18 protein-coding genes (1 of these 18 running past the window's edge) are annotated in these 17,646 nt (G+C 61.7%); 11 read left to right on the top strand and 7 right to left on the bottom strand.

The annotated features are described in order from the left end of the window. Window positions 1-1,192 carry the 5' portion of an omega-aminotransferase AptA gene (gene aptA, locus ACVI9W_RS09215; RefSeq protein ID WP_038614973.1) on the bottom strand. 155 nt of this gene lie to the left of the window's left edge, so the window shows 1,192 of its 1,347 coding nt (coding positions 1-1,192); the start codon lies at window positions 1,190-1,192; the stop codon falls past the left edge of the window. 118 nt (window positions 1,193-1,310) lie between these two features. On the opposite strand from aptA, the gene ACVI9W_RS09220 reads away from it, so the two are divergent. The 5 genes from ACVI9W_RS09220 to ACVI9W_RS09240 all read left to right on the top strand — a co-directional run bounded on the left by ACVI9W_RS09220 (window position 1,311) and on the right by ACVI9W_RS09240 (window position 6,037). Continuing rightward, complete coding sequence (locus tag ACVI9W_RS09220) at window positions 1,311-2,228, top strand: LysR family transcriptional regulator (RefSeq protein ID WP_038614975.1); 918 nt, start codon at window positions 1,311-1,313, stop codon at window positions 2,226-2,228. Window positions 2,229-2,292: 64 nt separating this feature from the next. Then, complete coding sequence (locus ACVI9W_RS09225) at window positions 2,293-2,955, top strand: TetR/AcrR family transcriptional regulator (protein ID WP_038614977.1); 663 nt, start codon at window positions 2,293-2,295, stop codon at window positions 2,953-2,955. Window positions 2,956-2,965: 10 nt separating this feature from the next. Continuing rightward, window positions 2,966-3,550, top strand: a complete 585-nt coding sequence (locus ACVI9W_RS09230) for an IMPACT family protein (protein WP_461529822.1) — start codon at window positions 2,966-2,968, stop codon at window positions 3,548-3,550. A 335-nt stretch (window positions 3,551-3,885) separates the two neighbouring features. Further along, window positions 3,886-4,566: an SDR family oxidoreductase gene (locus ACVI9W_RS09235; protein ID WP_461529823.1), complete on the top strand. Its 681-nt coding sequence runs from the start codon at window positions 3,886-3,888 to the stop codon at window positions 4,564-4,566. Between the two features lie 115 nt (window positions 4,567-4,681). Further along, window positions 4,682-6,037 carry an 8-oxoguanine deaminase gene (locus ACVI9W_RS09240; protein WP_461529824.1) on the top strand — a complete coding sequence of 452 codons (1,356 nt, stop codon included), beginning with the start codon at window positions 4,682-4,684 and terminating at the stop codon, window positions 6,035-6,037. Window positions 6,038-6,041: 4 nt separating this feature from the next. On the opposite strand, the gene ACVI9W_RS09245 is transcribed toward ACVI9W_RS09240, so the two are convergent. Then, entirely contained in the window at window positions 6,042-7,121 is a 1,080-nt protein-coding gene (locus ACVI9W_RS09245; RefSeq protein WP_461529825.1) for a calcium:cation antiporter, read from the bottom strand. Window positions 7,122-7,267: 146 nt separating this feature from the next. Between ACVI9W_RS09245 and ACVI9W_RS09250 the strand changes: the two genes are divergently transcribed. Then, window positions 7,268-8,221 carry an adenosine deaminase gene (locus ACVI9W_RS09250; protein WP_038614988.1) on the top strand — a complete coding sequence of 318 codons (954 nt, stop codon included), beginning with the start codon at window positions 7,268-7,270 and terminating at the stop codon, window positions 8,219-8,221. Window positions 8,222-8,283: 62 nt separating this feature from the next. On the opposite strand, the gene ACVI9W_RS09255 is transcribed toward ACVI9W_RS09250, so the two are convergent. After that, window positions 8,284-9,000 (bottom strand): ArsR/SmtB family transcription factor, encoded by a 717-nt coding sequence (locus ACVI9W_RS09255; protein WP_461529826.1) that lies wholly within the window; start codon window positions 8,998-9,000, stop codon window positions 8,284-8,286. Window positions 9,001-9,478: 478 nt separating this feature from the next. Continuing rightward, on the bottom strand, window positions 9,479-10,396 hold the full coding sequence (locus ACVI9W_RS09260; protein WP_461529827.1) for a LysR family transcriptional regulator: 918 nt from the start codon (window positions 10,394-10,396) through the stop codon (window positions 9,479-9,481). Between the two features lie 118 nt (window positions 10,397-10,514). Between ACVI9W_RS09260 and ACVI9W_RS09265 the strand changes: the two genes are divergently transcribed. Further along, complete coding sequence (locus tag ACVI9W_RS09265; RefSeq protein ID WP_461529828.1) at window positions 10,515-11,528, top strand: zinc-binding alcohol dehydrogenase family protein; 1,014 nt, start codon at window positions 10,515-10,517, stop codon at window positions 11,526-11,528. Between the two features lie 126 nt (window positions 11,529-11,654). Beyond that, window positions 11,655-11,819, top strand: coding sequence for a hypothetical protein (locus ACVI9W_RS09270; protein ID WP_167335130.1), 165 nt, complete (start codon window positions 11,655-11,657; stop codon window positions 11,817-11,819). On the opposite strand, the gene ACVI9W_RS09275 is transcribed toward ACVI9W_RS09270, so the two are convergent. Beyond that, window positions 11,803-12,984 carry a multidrug effflux MFS transporter gene (locus tag ACVI9W_RS09275; protein ID WP_422419343.1) on the bottom strand — a complete coding sequence of 394 codons (1,182 nt, stop codon included), beginning with the start codon at window positions 12,982-12,984 and terminating at the stop codon, window positions 11,803-11,805. The genes ACVI9W_RS09270 and ACVI9W_RS09275 overlap by 17 nt on opposite strands. A 116-nt stretch (window positions 12,985-13,100) precedes the next feature. Further along, window positions 13,101-13,298 (bottom strand): heavy-metal-associated domain-containing protein, encoded by a 198-nt coding sequence (locus ACVI9W_RS09280; RefSeq protein WP_038615001.1) that lies wholly within the window; start codon window positions 13,296-13,298, stop codon window positions 13,101-13,103. A gap of 147 nt (window positions 13,299-13,445) precedes the next feature. Between ACVI9W_RS09280 and ACVI9W_RS09285 the strand changes: the two genes are divergently transcribed. Genes ACVI9W_RS09285 through cueR form a run of 3 tightly spaced genes read left to right on the top strand, consistent with a single transcriptional unit; the run spans window position 13,446 to window position 16,689 of the window. Further along, complete coding sequence (locus ACVI9W_RS09285; RefSeq protein ID WP_461529829.1) at window positions 13,446-13,832, top strand: hypothetical protein; 387 nt, start codon at window positions 13,446-13,448, stop codon at window positions 13,830-13,832. A gap of 53 nt (window positions 13,833-13,885) precedes the next feature. Next, window positions 13,886-16,288: a heavy metal translocating P-type ATPase gene (locus ACVI9W_RS09290; RefSeq protein WP_461529830.1), complete on the top strand. Its 2,403-nt coding sequence runs from the start codon at window positions 13,886-13,888 to the stop codon at window positions 16,286-16,288. Next, window positions 16,285-16,689 (top strand): Cu(I)-responsive transcriptional regulator, encoded by a 405-nt coding sequence (cueR, locus tag ACVI9W_RS09295; RefSeq protein WP_038615006.1) that lies wholly within the window; start codon window positions 16,285-16,287, stop codon window positions 16,687-16,689. The genes ACVI9W_RS09290 and cueR overlap by 4 nt, the downstream gene beginning before the upstream one ends. A gap of 4 nt (window positions 16,690-16,693) precedes the next feature. Here cueR and ACVI9W_RS09300 read toward each other — a convergent pair whose 3' ends face one another. After that, entirely contained in the window at window positions 16,694-17,587 is an 894-nt protein-coding gene (locus ACVI9W_RS09300) for a PA4780 family RIO1-like protein kinase (RefSeq protein ID WP_038615008.1), read from the bottom strand. Between the last annotated feature and the right edge of the window lie 59 nt (window positions 17,588-17,646).

The following is a 17,646-nucleotide window of genomic DNA, read 5'->3' on the forward strand; positions in this document are numbered from 1 at the left end:
GCACGATGGCATCACCGTCACGGGCGGCAATCTGGATGGCACCGGCCAGGCCGTAGTTACGGATGTCGATGATGTTCTTCGCACCCTTGACGCCGTGCAGCACTTTCTCGAAATGCGGCGCCAGTTCGGCGGCAGCCTGTACCAGGTTTTCCTTCTCCAGCAGATCCAGGGCGGCGATACCGGCAGCGCAAGCAACCGGGTGCGCCGAGTAGGTATAGCCGTGCGGGAATTCCACGGCGTATTCCGGGGTCGGCTGGTTCATGAAGGTCTGATAGATCTCGCTGCTGGCAATCACCGCGCCCATCGGGATGGCACCGTTGGTGACTTGCTTGGCGATGCACATCAGGTCCGGGGTAACGCCAAAGGCTTCGGCACCGGTCATCGCGCCCATACGGCCAAAGCCAGTGATGACTTCGTCGAAGATCAGCAGGATGTTGTGCTGGTCGCAGATTTCCCGCAGGCGTTTCAGGTAGCCCTTAGGTGGCGGCAGGACACCGGCGGAACCCGCCAATGGCTCGACGATCAGGGCGGCAATGTTGGAAGCATCATGCAGCTCGATCAGCTTGAGCATTTCATCGGCCAGGGCGATACCGCCCTCTTCCGGCATGCCCTTGGTAAAGGCGTTGCTGGCCAGCAGGGTGTGCGGAATGTGGTCGACATCGAGCAACTGGCCGAACAGTTTACGGTTACCGTTGACGCCGCCCAGGCTGGTACCGGCGATGTTCACCCCGTGGTAACCACGGGCACGGCCGATCAGTTTGGTCTTGGTGGCCTGGCCTTTCAGACGCCAGTAGGCGCGCACCATCTTCACCGCAGTGTCAGCGCACTCGGAACCGGAGTTGGTATAGAAGACGTGATTGAGGTTGCCCGGGGTCAGCTCGGTGATCTTCTCGGCCAGCTGGAACGACAGCGGGTGACCGAACTGGAAGGCTGGCGAGTAATCGAGCACACCCAACTGACGCGACACGGCTTCCTGGATCTGCTTGCGGGTGTGACCGGCACCGCAGGTCCACAGGCCCGACAGCGAGTCATAGATCTTGCGCCCTTTGTCGTCGGTCAGGTAGCTGCCTTCGGCAGCAACGATCAGCCGTGGATCGCGCTGAAAATTGCGGTTGGCGGTGTAGGGCATCCAGTGGGCGTCCAGCTTGAGCTGGCTGGCCAAACCGACAGGAGCGTTTTCAGGCAGATTCATCGGGCAAGTCCTCGCAAGGCAATTGGGCAGCGATAAGTGTTGTTGCCACTAAGTTGTCACGGGGATAAAGTCTGGAAAACCCAACTTTTCTAATCTTCAGATAGACGACTACTAAACTATGAGCCGGCGCCCCGATCCCCTCGCGCAAGTCAGCGACTTTGATATCCGTCTACTGAAGATCTACCGCAGCGTAGTCGAGTGTGGCGGCTTTTCTGCGGCAGAGAACGTCCTCGGCATTGGCCGCTCGGCCATCAGTCAGCAGATGAGCGATCTGGAGCAGCGCCTGGGATTACGCCTGTGCCAGCGCGGGCGCGCTGGCTTCTCGCTGACCGAGGAAGGCCGCGAGGTGTATCAATCGGCCCTGCAACTGCTCAGTGCCCTGGAGAGTTTCCGCACCGAGGTCAACGGCCTGCACCAGCACCTGCGCGGAGAGCTGAACATCGGCCTGACCGACAACCTGGTGACCCTGCCGCACATGCGCATCACCCACGCCCTGGCCCAGCTCAAGGACCGTGGCCCGGATGTGCGCATCCAGATCCGCATGATCGCCCCCAGCCAGGTTGAGCAAGGGGTACTCGACGGCAGCCTGCACGTCGGTGTGGTTCCGCAAACCAGTCCGCTGTCGGGACTGGAATATCAGCCGCTCTACAGTGAACGTTCGCTGCTCTATTGCGCCGTGGGCCATCCGCTGTTTTATGCCGACGACCGTCAGCTGGACGACGAACGCCTCAATAGCCAGGACGCCATCGCCCCGACGTTCCGCTTGCCGGCCGATGTCCAGGCGCACTATCAGGCACTCAACTGCACCGCCAGCGCCTCGGACCGCGAAGGCATGGCCTTTCTGATCCTCACCGGGCGCTATATCGGCTACCTGCCGGATCACTACGCCAGCTTCTGGGTACAACAAGGGCGGCTGCGCGCACTCAAGCCGAACCAGCGCTTCTATGACCTGAGCCTGTGCTGGGTGACGCGCAAAGGCCGACGCCCGCATCTGGTCCTGGAAAGCTTTCTGGAAAGCCTGGCGGCTACTCGCTGAGGACCGATGCTGTGGTAGGTTAGCCGATCAGAAGTGATACCCATTGCCTTGTCTGGAATCGTCCATGCCCTTCGAAGTCCCTGCGCATCGTGTCACCGCCCCGGGCAAGCCCGCCGGCCGCATTCGTCAGAAGAACGAGCAAGCCATCATCCAAGCTGCCGAAGACGAGTTCGCCCGTCATGGCTTCAAGGGCACCAGCATGAACACCATCGCCCTCAAGGCCGGGCTGCCCAAGGCGAACCTGCACTACTACTTCACCAACAAACTGAGCCTGTATGTGGCGGTGCTGAGCAACATCATCGAGTTATGGGACAGCACCTTCAATGCCCTGAACGTCGAGGACGATCCGGCAACGGCGCTGAGCACTTACATCCGCACCAAGATGGAGTTCTCCCGGCGCAATCCCCAAGCTTCGCGGATCTTCGCCATGGAAATCATCAGTGGCGGCCAGTGCCTGAGCGACTATTTCAGCCAGGATTACCGCGAGTGGTTCAAGGGCCGTGCCGCGGTGTTCCAGGCCTGGATCGACGCTGGCAAGATGGACCCGGTCGATCCCGTGCACCTGATTTTCCTGCTCTGGGGCAGCACCCAGCATTATGCGGACTTTGCCACCCAGATCTGCCAGGTCACCGGCCGTAGCCGCCTGACCAAGCAAGACATGGAAGACGCCAGCAACAATCTTATCCACATCATTCTCAAAGGCTGTGGCCTGAAACTTCCCGACTGAACCTGCGTTTATGCCTTTTACCCTGCTCGACACCTGCGAATTTCGCGAAGAGATTCGCAAGAGCCGCTTCATTACCCTGGCAGCGCCGATCAACAGCGCTGCCGAGGCCATGAGCTTCATTGAACAGCACAGTGACCTGGCCGCCACCCATAACTGCTGGGCCTGGAAACTGGGTGCGCAATACCGCAGCAGCGACGACGGCGAACCCGGCGGCACGGCCGGACGCCCGATCCTGGCGGCGATCGAAGCCCAGGACTGCGATCAGGTCGTGGTCCTGGTGATCCGCTGGTACGGCGGTATTCAGCTGGGTACCGGCGGTCTGGCCCGCGCTTATGGCGGCGGCGCCAACAAGTGTCTGCAGCAGGCAGAAAAGCGCCTGCTCGTCAGCCGCAGCGAAGTCAGCTGCAGTTGCAGTTTCAGTGAGCTGGCCCTGCTTAAATTACGTGTGGCAGAAGCCGACGGCCTGGTGCTGGAAGAACACTTCACCGCCAATGGCGTTGATTTGTTGCTGGCTTTGGGTGAAGAACAGATCGAGCCGCTGCAACGCCAGCTGGCCGACCTGAGCCGCGGCCGGATTCTGCTGGAGCAACGCTGAACAATTGCCCACATTCACTGTGGGCCCGGCTGTGGATAACCTCTGGGCATTCGCCTGCGCGCCTTGAATCACGTGGCTTTCAGACAAACGATCATATTTTGATCAAGATTTGATGACAGCGTTTCAACTGCCGAAAAATCAGTCAGTTATCCCCATTTATTACCCCCGGAAGGAAGCCGACAAGCGCTTATATCCACATCCCGTGCTTGCGCACAGATACTGTGGAGCAATCTGTGGATAAGCCGTGTAACCCTTCACCAATAGCTTGCTCGGCCACGCTTTGACTAGACTGGTTATTCTTTGATCAACGACGTACCCATTGAAAGGAGTTCCTCATGCCCTCGAACAAAACCGCCCTGATCATCGGCGCCTCGCGCGGCCTTGGGCTGGGTCTGGTGCAGCGCCTGGTGGAAGACGGCTGGGATGTCACAGCCACAGTGCGTGACCCGGCCAAGGCCACCCAGCTGACAGAGCTACCGAGAGTCCAGGTGGAAACCCTAGAGATGAACAGCGGCACTCAGCTCGACGCCCTGCAACAACGCCTGCACGGTCAGGTCTTCGACCTGCTGTTCGTCAACGCCGGGGTCATGGGCCCAGGCGACCAGAACGCCGAACGCGCACAGTTGACCGATGTCGGCGACCTGTTCATGACCAATGCGGTATCGCCGATCCGCGTCGCCCAGCGCTTTGCCCCGCAATTGCGCGACGATGGTGTACTGGCGTTCATGAGTTCGATCCTCGGCAGCATCGCCATTCCCGACGGCAGCGAGATGTGCCTGTACAAAGCCAGCAAGGCGGCGCTGAACTCGATGATCAACAGTTTTGTCACCCTGACACAGCCGCCGCAGACTGTGCTGGCCATGCACCCGGGCTGGGTCAAGACCGACATGGGTGGCGAGAATGCCGAAATCGACGTGCTCACCAGCACCCAGGGCATGCTCGAACAGGTCAAGGCCAACGCCGGCAAAGGCGGCCTGTACTTCATCAACTACAAGGGCGACAGCCTGATCTGGTGAAACCGTTCACGGTGGGTGTAGACTCGACGCCTCGCCCACCGTGGCGGACCTGGATCAGCAGACAGGGCAACACTGAGCTGGCTAACCTGAACCCACTTTCAGAGGAGCCGGCACCATGCCTGCGACCCGTATCTGGTTGAAAAACCCGCTTGCCATCTTCACCGCCAACAGTCTTGATGCCCGTGGCGGCCTGGTCCTTGAAGACGGCCGTATCACTGAAGTCCTGGCCCTTGGCGAAACCCCGTCCAGCCCCTGTGGACAAGTCTTCGACGCCCGCGAGCACGTGGTCCTGCCAGGACTTATCAACACCCACCACCACTTCTACCAGACCCTGACCCGCGCCTGGGCGCCGGTGGTCAACCAACCGCTGTTTCCCTGGCTCAAGACCCTCTACCCGGTCTGGGCCCGCCTGACCCCGGCCAAGCTGGAGCTGGCCACCCGCGTAGCCCTGGCTGAATTGCTGCTGTCCGGCTGCACCACGGCGGCCGATCACCATTACCTGTTCCCGGATGGCCTGGAAAACGCCATCGACGTACAGGTCGAGGCCGTGCGCAAGCTGGGTATGCGCGCCATGCTCACCCGCGGCTCGATGAGCCTGGGCGAAGCCGACGGCGGTCTGCCGCCACAGCAGACGGTGCAACAGGGTGAAGTGATCCTGGCCGACAGCCAGCGGCTTATCCACAGCTACCACGAACGTGGCGAGGGCGCGCAAATCCAGATTGCTCTGGCGCCCTGCTCGCCGTTCTCGGTCACTCCAGAAATCATGCGTGCCAGTGCCAGCCTTGCCGAAGAGCTGGATGTGCGCCTGCACACCCACCTGGCCGAAACCCTCGATGAAGAAGACTTCTGCCTGCAACGCTTCGGGCTGCGCACCGTGGATTACCTGGACAGTGTCGGCTGGCTTGGCCCACGTACCTGGCTGGCCCACGGGATTCACTTCAACCCGGACGAAATTGCCCGCCTGGGCGCTGCCGGTACCGGCATCTGCCATTGCCCGAGTTCGAACATGCGCCTGGCCTCGGGCATTTGCCCAACCGTTGACCTGACCAACGCCGGCGCGCCGGTTGGCCTGGGTGTCGATGGGTCAGCCTCCAACGATGCCTCCAACATGATCCTCGAAGCGCGCCAGGCCCTGTACCTGCAGCGCCTGCGCTACGGCGCCGAAGCGATCACTCCGGAGCTTGCCCTGGGCTGGGCTACCCGCGGGTCGGCGCAGTTGCTCGGGCGTACCGACATCGGTGAGCTGGCGGTCGGCAAACAGGCTGACCTGGCCCTGTTCAAACTCGACGAGTTGCGCTTCTCCGGCAGCCACGATCCGCTTTCGGCGCTGTTACTGTGCGGTGCCGACCGTGCCGACCGGGTCATGATCGCCGGCCAGTGGCGGGTGATTGATGGCCAGATCGAAGGCCTGGACGTCCAGGGTCTGATCGCCGATCACCGCCAGGCTGCCGCACAGCTGATTGCCGGCTAAGGCGTCAGAGACCAAGAAACGCCAACATGATGAAGGTGGCGAACAACACGAAGTGGGTCATGCCCTCGATCGCGTTGGTTTCGCCATCGTTGAGATTGATCGCGCTGACGATCAGGGTGATGGCGATCATCACCGTCTGCACTGGCGTCATGGCCATCTGAAAGGGCTGGCCGGTGTAGAGCGCCATCGCCTCCATCAGTGGCACGGTCAATATCACCGTGGACAGCGATGCCCCCAGGGCGATATTGACCACCGATTGCATGCGGTTGGCCAGCGCCGCACGCAGTGCGGTGAGGATCTCCGGCGCCGCAGAAATCGTCGCCACCACAATGGCCATCAGTACCGGCGGCGCACCACTACCCTGCAGGCCGTAATCCAGAGGATGTGACATCGCCTCCGCCAGTACGCCGATAATCATCACCCCGACGATCAGGATGCTGATCGAACGTACCTTGCTTACCGGGGTCGGAGATGGATCGCGGCGCTTTTTCTGTGGGTAGCTGTAGCTGAAGAAGTAGCTGTGGGGCCCGACCTGCATACGCAGGAACAATGCGTAGAGCAGCAGCATCGCGGCAATGGTAAACGCCGAATACAGCTTCCAGTGCTCTCGCGCAATGAACTCGGGTACCACCATGGAAACGCCCATGGCGGTCATGATCATCACACTGTAAGTGCGTGCCGAATCATCATTGTAGGGCTGCTCGCCGTGCTTGAGCCCGCCCATCAGCGCTGCCAGGCCAAGGATCCCGTTGATATCGAGCATCACCGCCGAGTAGATGGTGTCACGTACCAGCGTCGGCGAGGCCTCATTGCTCATCATGATCGCCAGCACCAGCACCTCGACCATCACTGCGGACAAGGTCAGGATCATCGTGCCGTAAGGGTCGCCGACACTCTCCGCCAGCCGTTCGGCATGTTGGGCCACGCGCATCGATGCACAGATGATCGCCACCACCAGCACCAACCCCGCCAGTAACGCGACCGTGTGGCCATGCCCCAACAGCTGTCCCTGCAGCGGCCAGGCCAGGGCCGCCAGCAGCACAGCCAGTATCAACGGTTTTTCCTGGTTCAGGAGGCTAAGCATCGACGGCCTTGAGCAGGTGGTAGTGGGCAAAGTGACTGTAGTCACTGTAGAAGGTTTCCGGCAAAGGCCACCCGGTCAGCTTTCTCGGCCAGCAGCGAACAACCCTGTAGAATGCTGACAACCGCACCTGATGAGAAACCGACTTTATGTACGACTGGCTTAACGCGCTGCCCAAGGCAGAATTGCACCTGCACCTGGAAGGATCGCTGGAGCCCGAGTTGCTGTTCGCCCTGGCCGAACGCAACAAGATCGCCCTGCCCTGGAACGACGTCGAAGCCTTGCGCTCGGCCTATGCGTTCAACAACCTGCAGGAGTTTCTCGACCTCTACTACCAGGGCGCCGACGTGCTGCGCACCGAGCAGGACTTCTACGACCTGACCTGGGCGTACCTGTTGCGCTGCAAGGCGCAGAACGTGATCCATACCGAGCCGTTCTTCGACCCGCAAACCCACACCGATCGCGGCATTCCCTTCGAAGTGGTGCTCAATGGCATCAGCGCTGCACTCAAGGATGGCCAGCAGCAGCTGGGCATCGGCAGCGGCCTGATCCTGAGCTTCCTGCGCCATCTGAGCGAAGACGAAGCGCACAAGACCCTCGACCAGGCCCTGCCGTTTCGCGATGCCTTTATCGCCGTCGGTCTGGACAGCTCGGAAATGGGCCACCCGCCGAGCAAGTTCCAGCGCGTCTTCGACCGCGCCCGCAGCGAAGGCTTCCTGACCGTTGCCCACGCCGGTGAAGAAGGTCCGCCCGAGTACATCTGGGAAGCCATCGACCTGCTCAAGATCCAGCGCATCGACCATGGCGTGCGCGCCATTGAAGACGAACGCCTGATGCAGCGGATCATCGACGAGCAGATCCCGCTGACCGTCTGCCCGCTGTCCAACACCAAATTGTGCGTGTTCGACCATATGAGCCAGCACAACATCCTCGACATGCTCGAGCGCGGCGTGAAGGTCACGGTGAACTCGGATGATCCAGCGTATTTTGGTGGTTATGTCACCGAAAACTTCCATGCCCTGCATACCCACTTGGGCATGACTCAGGATCAGGCCCGGCGTCTGGCGCAGAACAGCCTGGATGCGCGGTTGGTGAAGCCGTAGGGATTAATGGCCGTATCGCGGGGCAAGCCCGCTCCTACAGAAGGAGCGGGTTTGCCTCAGCGCTAGCCGACTGATTTCAACGTTAGCGGCTGGGCAATCCGGTTGATCTGATGCAGTCCCGCCGCACTGATCTGCAACCTGCGTGAAGTCTCACTCTCGCGGATCCAGCCGGATTGCATGAACAGCTTCAGCAGGCTACTGCCCAATGCTCCGCCCAGGTGCGGGCGATGGTCGCTCCACTCGCTGCAGCAGCGGCAGCTGCTGAATCTTCTGTGCTGATAGCGGGCCAGCGCCTCAATGTAGATGCCATGGCGGGCAAACTGCGTGCGTCCTTCCGGGGTCACTTCGATCTGTTGCTCCAGGCCCTCCAGCCAACCGGCGTCGAACAGGCGCTGGTAAAGGTCCGCCGCCAGCTCACCGCCCAGATGATCACCGCACAACCGCGCCCGACGCATGGACAGGGGAATGCCGACATCCTCCCGGGCCGCGAGCATTTCCCGGGTAGTGACCTGAACACTGGCCAGTGCTTCCACAGCAGCGCCGACTTCAGGCCCGGCAAGCCTGAAATACCGCTTTCTGCCGCGCGGCTCAAGCTTGAGCAAGCCGCTGGCCGAGAGCCTTGCCAAATGCGCACAGGCCGAAGAAAGCGTCAGGCCGGTTATGTCCGCCAGTTCATCAGAGGGCCGCGCCATTCCGTCGATCAACGCCCAGAGCATCGCGCTGCGTTTAGGGTCGGCAAGCAGGCTGGCAATCTGGCTGATACTTGTAACAGGTTTCATATCTCAACTCCCTGCGAGATCACATCTGAAATCGTTCGAATAACCATGGCAGCAACATTTACTGCGAGGTTCCCGATGTCAGAACGGCTGGAAGTTGTAGGGTTGACTCACCAGCAGTCAGCCAGTGCTGTAAACCAGGCAAAGATAGAGGGGGAGCGATAACTTGCCGGCCGCTGACATGGAAGTTTCTCTCGCTGGAAACGACTGCTGGATCGATTATAAGCCGCCGTGGCGCAACAAACTCCGCGCCTGTCTGCAGGCAACCGGGTAAAACTACCCTGCTCTGCCGAACCATAGCCATGACGTTCTCAGGGAATAGGCAGGATGACTTTCTACAGGTTTGTCGTAGAGCCGCATGCCATACCTGTTCGTTTCAACTTTTAAATAGCTGGCGATAAAAAAATCAGAAACTAAGCCTACAGTTTATGCACTCAGAAACTACAAATAAATCGGCCGATTCTGTAGTACCAAAAGCGCGCTAAAGGCTCACATGCTGCAGTTGTTCGAGCAGAGCCTGGCAGCGCTCCCTGAGCAGATTGCGCAGCAACTGCACCGGCTTACCCAATTGCGCCCGATGCGTGCACATCAGGTTCAGCGGTGCGGCTTCGCCCTCCAGGTGCCCCAACAGTACCTTCAAGCGCCCTGCCTGCACGTCGAACGCCACATCCAGCCAGGATTTGTAGGCGATTCCCAAGCCGGCCAGCGCCCAGCGGCGGACCACATCAGCATCGTCGCAGAAGCGGTCGCCGCTGACGGATATCCCGGCTTCAGTTGCTCCCCGACCAAATCGCCAATGATCGTGGACACGGCTGCCCAGCTGATAAAGCAGGCAATTGTGCTGAACCAGGTGGGCGACGTCCTTCGGCTCGCCATGCCGGGCCAGGTACGCAGGCGAGGCGCACAACACACGGCGGTTATCAGCGCACAGCGGCAGTGCCACCAGGCTTGAATCCTCCGGTGTGCCGTAGCGCAGGGCAATGTCTGCCGCCTGGCGAAACAGGTCGGCATTGCGGTCGCCCAGCAACAGGCGCACCGACAGCTTCGGATGCTCGCGCTGCAGTTCATCCAGCCAGGGCAGCAAGACATTGCGCCCGAAGTCCGACGGCGCAGACAGCTGCAACACGCCACTGACGTCATCCTGCCCCCGTGCCAACTGACGCCGCCCTTCATCCAGGCTGGCCAGGGCATTGCGCGCGTGCAACAGAAAGCCCTCGCCTTCGGCGGTCAGGCGCAGGTTGCGGGTAGAGCGGGCCAGCAAGCGCGTACCCAATTGCTGCTCCAGGCGTTTGAGTGCGGCACTGGCCACCGCCGGAGAAAGGTCGAGCAGGCGTGCCGCCGCCGACAGGCTGCCCAGTTCGGCGGTGCGAACGAACAGCTGCAGGTCATCGATTCGCACGGAAAGGCCTCGGCATTATCAAAAAAATATTGAAAGTATCTGTCGTTCTAGCGGCTTTTAACAGGAAGTGAAAGCGCCAATGATGGCGTCCAACGATTTACCCTTGAGGACCCCTCGCATGAAAGCCATCGCCTACTACCATTCCCTGGCCATTACCGACCCGGCCTCCCTGCAGGACATCGAACTGCCAGTCCCTGAGCCAGGGCCACGGGACCTGCTGGTAGAAGTGCGGGCCATTTCCGTCAACCCGGTGGATACCAAAGTCCGCCAGAACGTGCAGCCTGAAGCTGGCGTCGCCAAGGTGCTGGGTTGGGATGTGGCCGGTGTGGTCAAGGCGGTGGGCAGCGAGGTCAGCCTGTTTCAGCCAGGCGACAAGGTTTATTACGCAGGCTCCATCGCCCGGGCCGGAGCCAACAGTGAGCTGCATGTGGTCGACGAGCGCATCGTTGGCCATATGCCCAGGACCCTGAGTTTCGCTGAGGCCGCCGCCCTGCCGCTGACGGCGATCACCGCCTGGGAACTGCTGTTCGAGCGCCTGCAGATTGCTGAAGGGCAAGAGGATTCGGGCCAACGACTGTTGATCGTCGGCGCCGCCGGAGGCGTCGGCTCGATCCTGACCCAATTGGCCAGCCAGTTGACCGGGCTCACCGTGATCGGTACCGCCTCGCGTCCACAGACCCAGGAATGGGTCCGTCAACTGGGCGCCGACCAGGTGGTCGATCATAGCCAGCCACTCGCCGAAGCACTCAAGGCGCAGGGTATCGATTACGTCACCCATGTCGCCAGCCTGACCCAGACTGACCAGCACCTGGCACAACTGGTCGAGGCCTTGGCCCCGCAGGGTAAACTGGCGCTGATCGATGACCCCAAGCAACTGGACGTCGGCCTGCTCAAGCGCAAGAGCCTGTCGCTGCACTGGGAGTTCATGTACACCCGTTCGCTGTTCGAAACCGCCGACATGATCGAACAGCACAAGCTGCTCAACCGGGTTGCCGACCTGATCGATGCCGGTACCCTCAAGACCACCCTGGGCGAGCATTACGGCACCATCAACGCCGCCAATCTGCGGCGTGCCCACGCCCTGCTGGAAAGCGGTGCGGCCAAGGGCAAGATCGTTCTCGAAGGTTTCTGAAACAAGGTGCCCACTCCGATTTCGGAGTGGGCACGACCGTCAGTCCGACAACTGACTCAGGTCATATCCCTGCAGTACGGCAGCGCTACAATTCTTCAGCCAACGCTAAACCGCAGGTATGCCACGATGATTATTCAAGTCAGTGCATCAGCCCAGAAGCCCGGCTGCCCATGGCAGGTTCGGCTGGACCAGCAGGTCGTGAACTTTCGCAGCGAGGCCGAGGCCCGCGCCTTCGTCAACACGTTGCAGGCCCGCTTGCAGGCACCGCACCCGCTCAAACGGGTCGGCTGAGCTGTACCCGACGGGTGGCCATCGACATCGCAACCGCCCCCAGCCCACACAGGCTGATGACCAGCGCCATCGGCACTGCGCTGCCATCGTGCAACACGCCGACCAATGCCGCTGCGCCCGCCGCGACACTGAACTGAATACAACCCAGTAGCGCCGAAGCGCTCCCGGCCCGTGCGCCTTGTCCGTTCATGGCGCACGCCGAGGCATTGGGGATGATGCAACCGAGGCTGGCAATGCAGATGAACAGCGGAATCAGCAACGGCCAGAGTTTGGCCGGTTGCAAGGCGCTGATCGCCAGCAAGGTCAAGCCCGACGCCAGGTACACCCAGACTGCCCGCCTCAGCAAAAAGGCCGGCCCGCGCTTGGCCAGCAGCCGCGCATTGATCTGCGCCACCAGAATGAAACCCGCCGCGTTGCTGCCGAACAGCCAGCCATAGTGCTCGGCGGGCACCCCGTAGAGCTTGATGAAGACGAACGGTGAACCGGCGATATAGGAAAACATCCCGGCAATAGCGATGCCACCGGTCAAGGCATGGCCGATGAAGGCCCGATCCTTGAGCAGGCGCCCGTACTGGCGCAAGGCACCGGAAAGCGGCTGGCGTGGCTGGCTGGCCGGCATACTTTCCGGCAAGCCCAAAGCGACAGCCAGGGTGCACAGGGCACTGAACAGGGTCAGGGCGACAAAGATCGATTGCCAGCCATACACATTGACCAGCACACCCCCGAGCATCGGTGCCAGGATCGGCGCCAGGCCCATCACCAGAACCAACTGGGAAAACACCTTGGCCGAGGCTATCGCATCGCATTTGTCACTGACGATCGCCCGTGACAGCACCATACCGGCGCATCCGCCCAGCGCCTGGACGAAGCGTGCCGCGATCAACGCATCGAGGTTGGGCGCAAAGGCGCAAGCGAGTGACGCCAGGGTAAACAGGCAGACGCCAACCAGCAGGGGAACCCTGCGACCGAAACGATCGGCCACCGGCCCATAGGCCAGCTGACCAATGGACAAGCCCAGGAAGTAGGCGGCCAGAGTGGTCTGGATATGTTTTTCGTCAGTACCGAAAGCCAGCGCCATCGCTGGAAAGCCTGGCAGGTAAAAATCGATCGCCAGGGGCCCGAACGCACTCAGGGCGCCCAGAATCAGGATGGTTCGCAGGTTCATCGGGAATCCATAGCAGGCTAAGCAAGTCTGCTAGTTTAACCGTCCTGCCGGGGTTTCGCTGCGAAGAGTTGGGCCCGCGCAGTGAATCTTTTATCCACCGCGCGGGCCCGCAGGGGTCAGAGCGCTTCGGCCTGATAGCCTTCTTCACGGATCAGTTGAAGAATCTGTGGCGCCTGCAGCGAACTTTGCACCTTCACTTGTTTCTGCGCGAGGTCGACTTCAACCACGGCTTCTTCATCCTGAGCCTGCACTGCACGGGTCACGGCCTTGACGCAATGGCCGCAAGTCATTCCTTGAACGTTGAACACTTGCATGGGGACTGCCTCCTGTGGGTTTTGACTCAGTTTCAAGCTTGCCACCGGGGCAAGGTCAAGATCCGCTTCACGCTGCCGGGCTGGAAATCATCGTCCGGGTCGGCCAAGCTGCGAGCCTGACGATTGACGATGCAGGAGTTTCATTTCATGCGCAGGGCAGCTTTCGGCCTTTTCGGCCTGCTGGGTATTTTCGCTGGGCTTCCCCAGGCCAGCGCCGCGGGGCCAAGTGACTACAGCATTCTGATCATCTCCCGCGAACGCCTGGAAGTGGCGACCTCGTGCGAGATCGGTGTGTACATCAACGATCAACTGGCCGGGCGCGTGTTCCAGGAGCAGTCGACCTCATTCAACTTGCCGCCGGGCGACCTCGATGTGCGCCTGCGCTACCTGCCTGGCCAGGCGCCAGGGTGCCAGCCAGGGATCGAGAATCAGCGCAGCAACCACTTGAAGCTGTTGGCCGGGCAGATCAATAAATACCGGGTTGCAGCCGATCAGAATGGCCTCACATTGATCAGATCCGGACTGGGCTATTGACCTTACCCGCATGGCAAGGTTGATGCTGGTGGCCTGTCCAAGGAGGAGTGCCCATGTCTGCATCTACCACTTTCGATCTGCCGATTGTCGGCATGACCTGCGCCAGCTGTGCTGGCCGGGTCGAGCGCGCCCTGCGTAAAGTCAGCGGCGCCGAACAGGTCAGCGTCAACCTCGCCACCGAACAGGCACGCATTCAAGCACCGGCCGATAGCCTGCCGGCCCTGGTCGAGGCGGTCGAACAAGCCGGCTACCATGTGCCCAACCAGACCCTGGAGCTGCAAATCAGCGGCATGACCTGCGCCTCCTGCGCAGGCAGGGTCGAACGGGCGCTGGCCAAAGTGCCCGGCGTACAACAGGTCAGTGTCAACCTGGCCAACGAACGTGCGCACATCCAGATGCTCGGCCAACTCGACAGCAGCCGCTTGATCGACGCCGTCATCCAAGCCGGCTACTCGGCCAGCCTGCCGCAAAGCACCCAGGTCAATCAGGCCGATGCCGAACGCCGCCTGCGCAAGGAGCGCTGGTCGGTGGCCCTGGCGGTATTGCTGGCGCTGCCCCTGGTACTGCCGATGGTGTTGCAGCCATTCGGTGTGCACTGGATGTTGCCGGCCTGGGCGCAGTTCGTCCTGGCCACCCCGGTGCAGTTCATTCTCGGCGCACGTTTCTATGTCGCCGCCTGGAAAGCCGTGCGCGCCGGTGCCGGCAACATGGACCTGCTGGTCGCCATCGGTACCAGCGCCGGTTACGGCCTGAGTATCTATGAATGGGCCCAGGCCAGCCCCGGGGTGATGCCACACCTGTACTTCGAAGCCTCTGCCGTGGTGATTGCCCTGGTGCTGCTCGGCAAATACCTGGAAAGCCGCGCAAAACGCCAGACCGCCAGCGCCATCCGCGCCCTCGAAGCCCTGCGTCCGGAGCGCGCCTTGCTGCTGGTCGATGGCCAGGAACGTGATGTGGCGATCAGCGAACTGCGCCTGCACGACCTGGTCGTGGTCAAACCAGGCGAACGCTTTCCGGTGGATGGCGAAGTCATCGAAGGACAAAGCCATGCTGACGAGGCACTGATCAGCGGCGAAAGCCTGCCGGTACCGAAACAGTCGGGTGACAAGGTCACCGGTGGTGCGATCAACGGCGAAGGCCGCTTGATCGTACGCACCCTGGCCCTGGGTACCGAAACGGTCCTGGCGCGCATCATCCGCCTGGTCGAAGACGCACAAGCGGCCAAGGCACCGATCCAGAAACTGGTGGACCGGGTCAGCCAGGTGTTCGTCCCGGCAGTCTTGGTGCTGGCGCTGATTACCCTGGTCGGCTGGTGGCTGGCCGGCGCACCGATTGAAACCGCCTTGATCAACGCCGTCGCCGTGCTGGTCATCGCCTGTCCCTGCGCACTTGGTCTGGCCACGCCAACGGCGATCATGGCCGGTACCGGGGTCGCCGCTCGCCACGGCATTCTGATCAAGGACGCCGAAGCCCTGGAGCGTGCCCATGCGGTCAACCGGGTAGTGTTCGACAAGACCGGCACCCTGACCTCCGGCAGCCCGCGCATCGTCCACAGCAAGGCGGCGGTCGGTGAACCGGCTCAACTCCTGCAACTGGCCGGCGCCCTGCAGCGCGGCAGCGAGCACCCGCTGGCCAAGGCCGTACTCGATGCCTGTGTAGAACAAGGTCTGGTCGTCGCCGACATCAGCAACAGCCAGTCACTGACCGGACGCGGGATCGCCGGCAGCCTGGACGGCCGCGAACTGGCCCTGGGCAACCGTCGTATGCTCGACGAGAGCGGCCTGCAAGCGGGCGACCTGCAAGCCAGTGCCAAAGACTGGGAAGCCGAAGGTCGGACCCTGTCGTGGTTGATCGAACGCAGCCCGCAGCCGCGTGTGCTGGGCCTGTTCGCTTTTGGCGACAGTCTCAAGCCCGGTGCCGGACAGGCCGTGCAGCAACTGGCCGGGCAAGGCATCAGCAGCCACCTGCTGACCGGTGACAACCGTGGCAGCGCCATGGTCGTCGCCCAGGCCCTGGGCATCAATGACGTGCACGCCGAAGTGCTGCCAGGCGACAAGGCCGCCCACGTCGCGCAGCTCAAGCAGTCGGGTGTGGTGGCGATGGTCGGTGACGGCATCAACGACGCTCCGGCCCTGGCCGCAGCCGATATCGGTATCGCCATGGGTGGTGGCACTGACGTGGCCATGCAGGCCGCCGGCATCACCCTGATGCGCGGTGATCCGCGCCTGGTGCCGGCCGCTCTGGAGATCAGCCGCAAGACCTATGCGAAGATTCGCCAGAACCTGTTCTGGGCCTTCATCTACAACCTGATCGGGATTCCGCTGGCCGCTTTCGGCATGCTTAACCCGGTACTGGCAGGTGCGGCGATGGCGCTGTCGAGTGTCAGTGTGGTCAGCAACGCGCTCTGGCTGAAAACCTGGAAGCCCGAAACCCCACCACAGGACAACGCCCAATGAACATAGGCCAAGCCGCTCGTCGCTCCGGGTTGAGCGCCAAGATGATTCGCTATTACGAGTCGATTGGTCTGCTCAAGCCAGCCCTGCGCAGCGACAGCGGTTATCGCTTGTACCAACAGGAAGACTTGCATCGCCTGGCCTTCATCAAGCGCTCGCGCGACCTGGGCTTCTCACTGGAAGAGGTCGCCCGTCTGCTGACCCTGTGGCAGGACCGCCAGCGCGCCAGTGCCGACGTCAAGGCCCTGGCCAGCCAGCATATCGATGACCTCAACCGGCGCATCGAAGAGCTGGTGAGCCTGCGCGATACCCTGAGCGAACTGGTTGCCCACTGCCAGGGCGACGATCGTCCCGACTGCCCGATCCTCAAGGACCTGGCAGCCGGGGGCAGCTGCTGTCACTGACGGCTTACTGCAACCAGGGTGGGGTAGGCTCTTCTTCCTTGCTCGAACCCCGTTCGGCGTCCTCTCTGATGGCGCGCCGACGGGCTTCGTCAAAGCGCGCCGCATCGATTTCGCGCATAACCCCGTCGATATCGGCGCTGTGCTCGTCCTGGGCGAACTGACCGGTAAGCTCGCTTTCCGGCAACAATTCGCCAGCCTGGTACAGGGCCCACATCTCCTGGGCGTAACGGGTGTCCCTGAGCTCCGGAGCAAAACGCCCGAAATAGGCTGCCATGTTGCCGACATCGCGCTCCAGCATGCTGAAGGCGTGGTTGTTGCCTGCCGCATCCACCGCCTGCGGCAGGTCGATGATCACCGGGCCATCCGGCCCGAGCAGCACGTTGAACTCCGACAGGTCACCGTGCACAAGACCGGTGCAGAGCATCAGCACAATCTGGCGGATCACGAACGCGTGGTACTCGCGGGCTTGCTCAGGCTCCAGGTACACATCGTTGAGTCGTGGGGCGGCATCGCCGTACTCGTCGGCCACCAGCTCCATCAGCAGCACGCCATCGAGAAAGTCGTAAGGCCGTGGTACGCGCACGCCGGCATTGGCCAGGCGGAACAGGGCCGCCACTTCGGCATTCTGCCAGGCGTCCTCGGCCTCTTTGCGCCCGTATTTGGAACCTTTGGCCATGGCCCGGGCCTGGCGGCTGTTGCGTACCTTGCGCCCTTCCTGGTATTCGGCGGCCTGGCGGAAGCTGCGTTTGTTGGCTTCCTTGTAGACCTTGGCACAGCGCAATTCCTTTCCGCAGCGCACCACGTACACGGCGGCCTCCTTGCCACTCATCAACGGTCGCAGTACTTCGTCGACCAGTCCATCTTCAACCAGTGGTTCAATGCGTTTTGGAGTCTTCATCGGCTTTTGTCGGGGGTCCTGTTCTGCCAGACACGGGATTTTTTGTAGGTCACCGGTGC

The sequence above is a fragment of the Pseudomonas sp. 210_17 TE3656 genome (assembly GCF_054821965.1).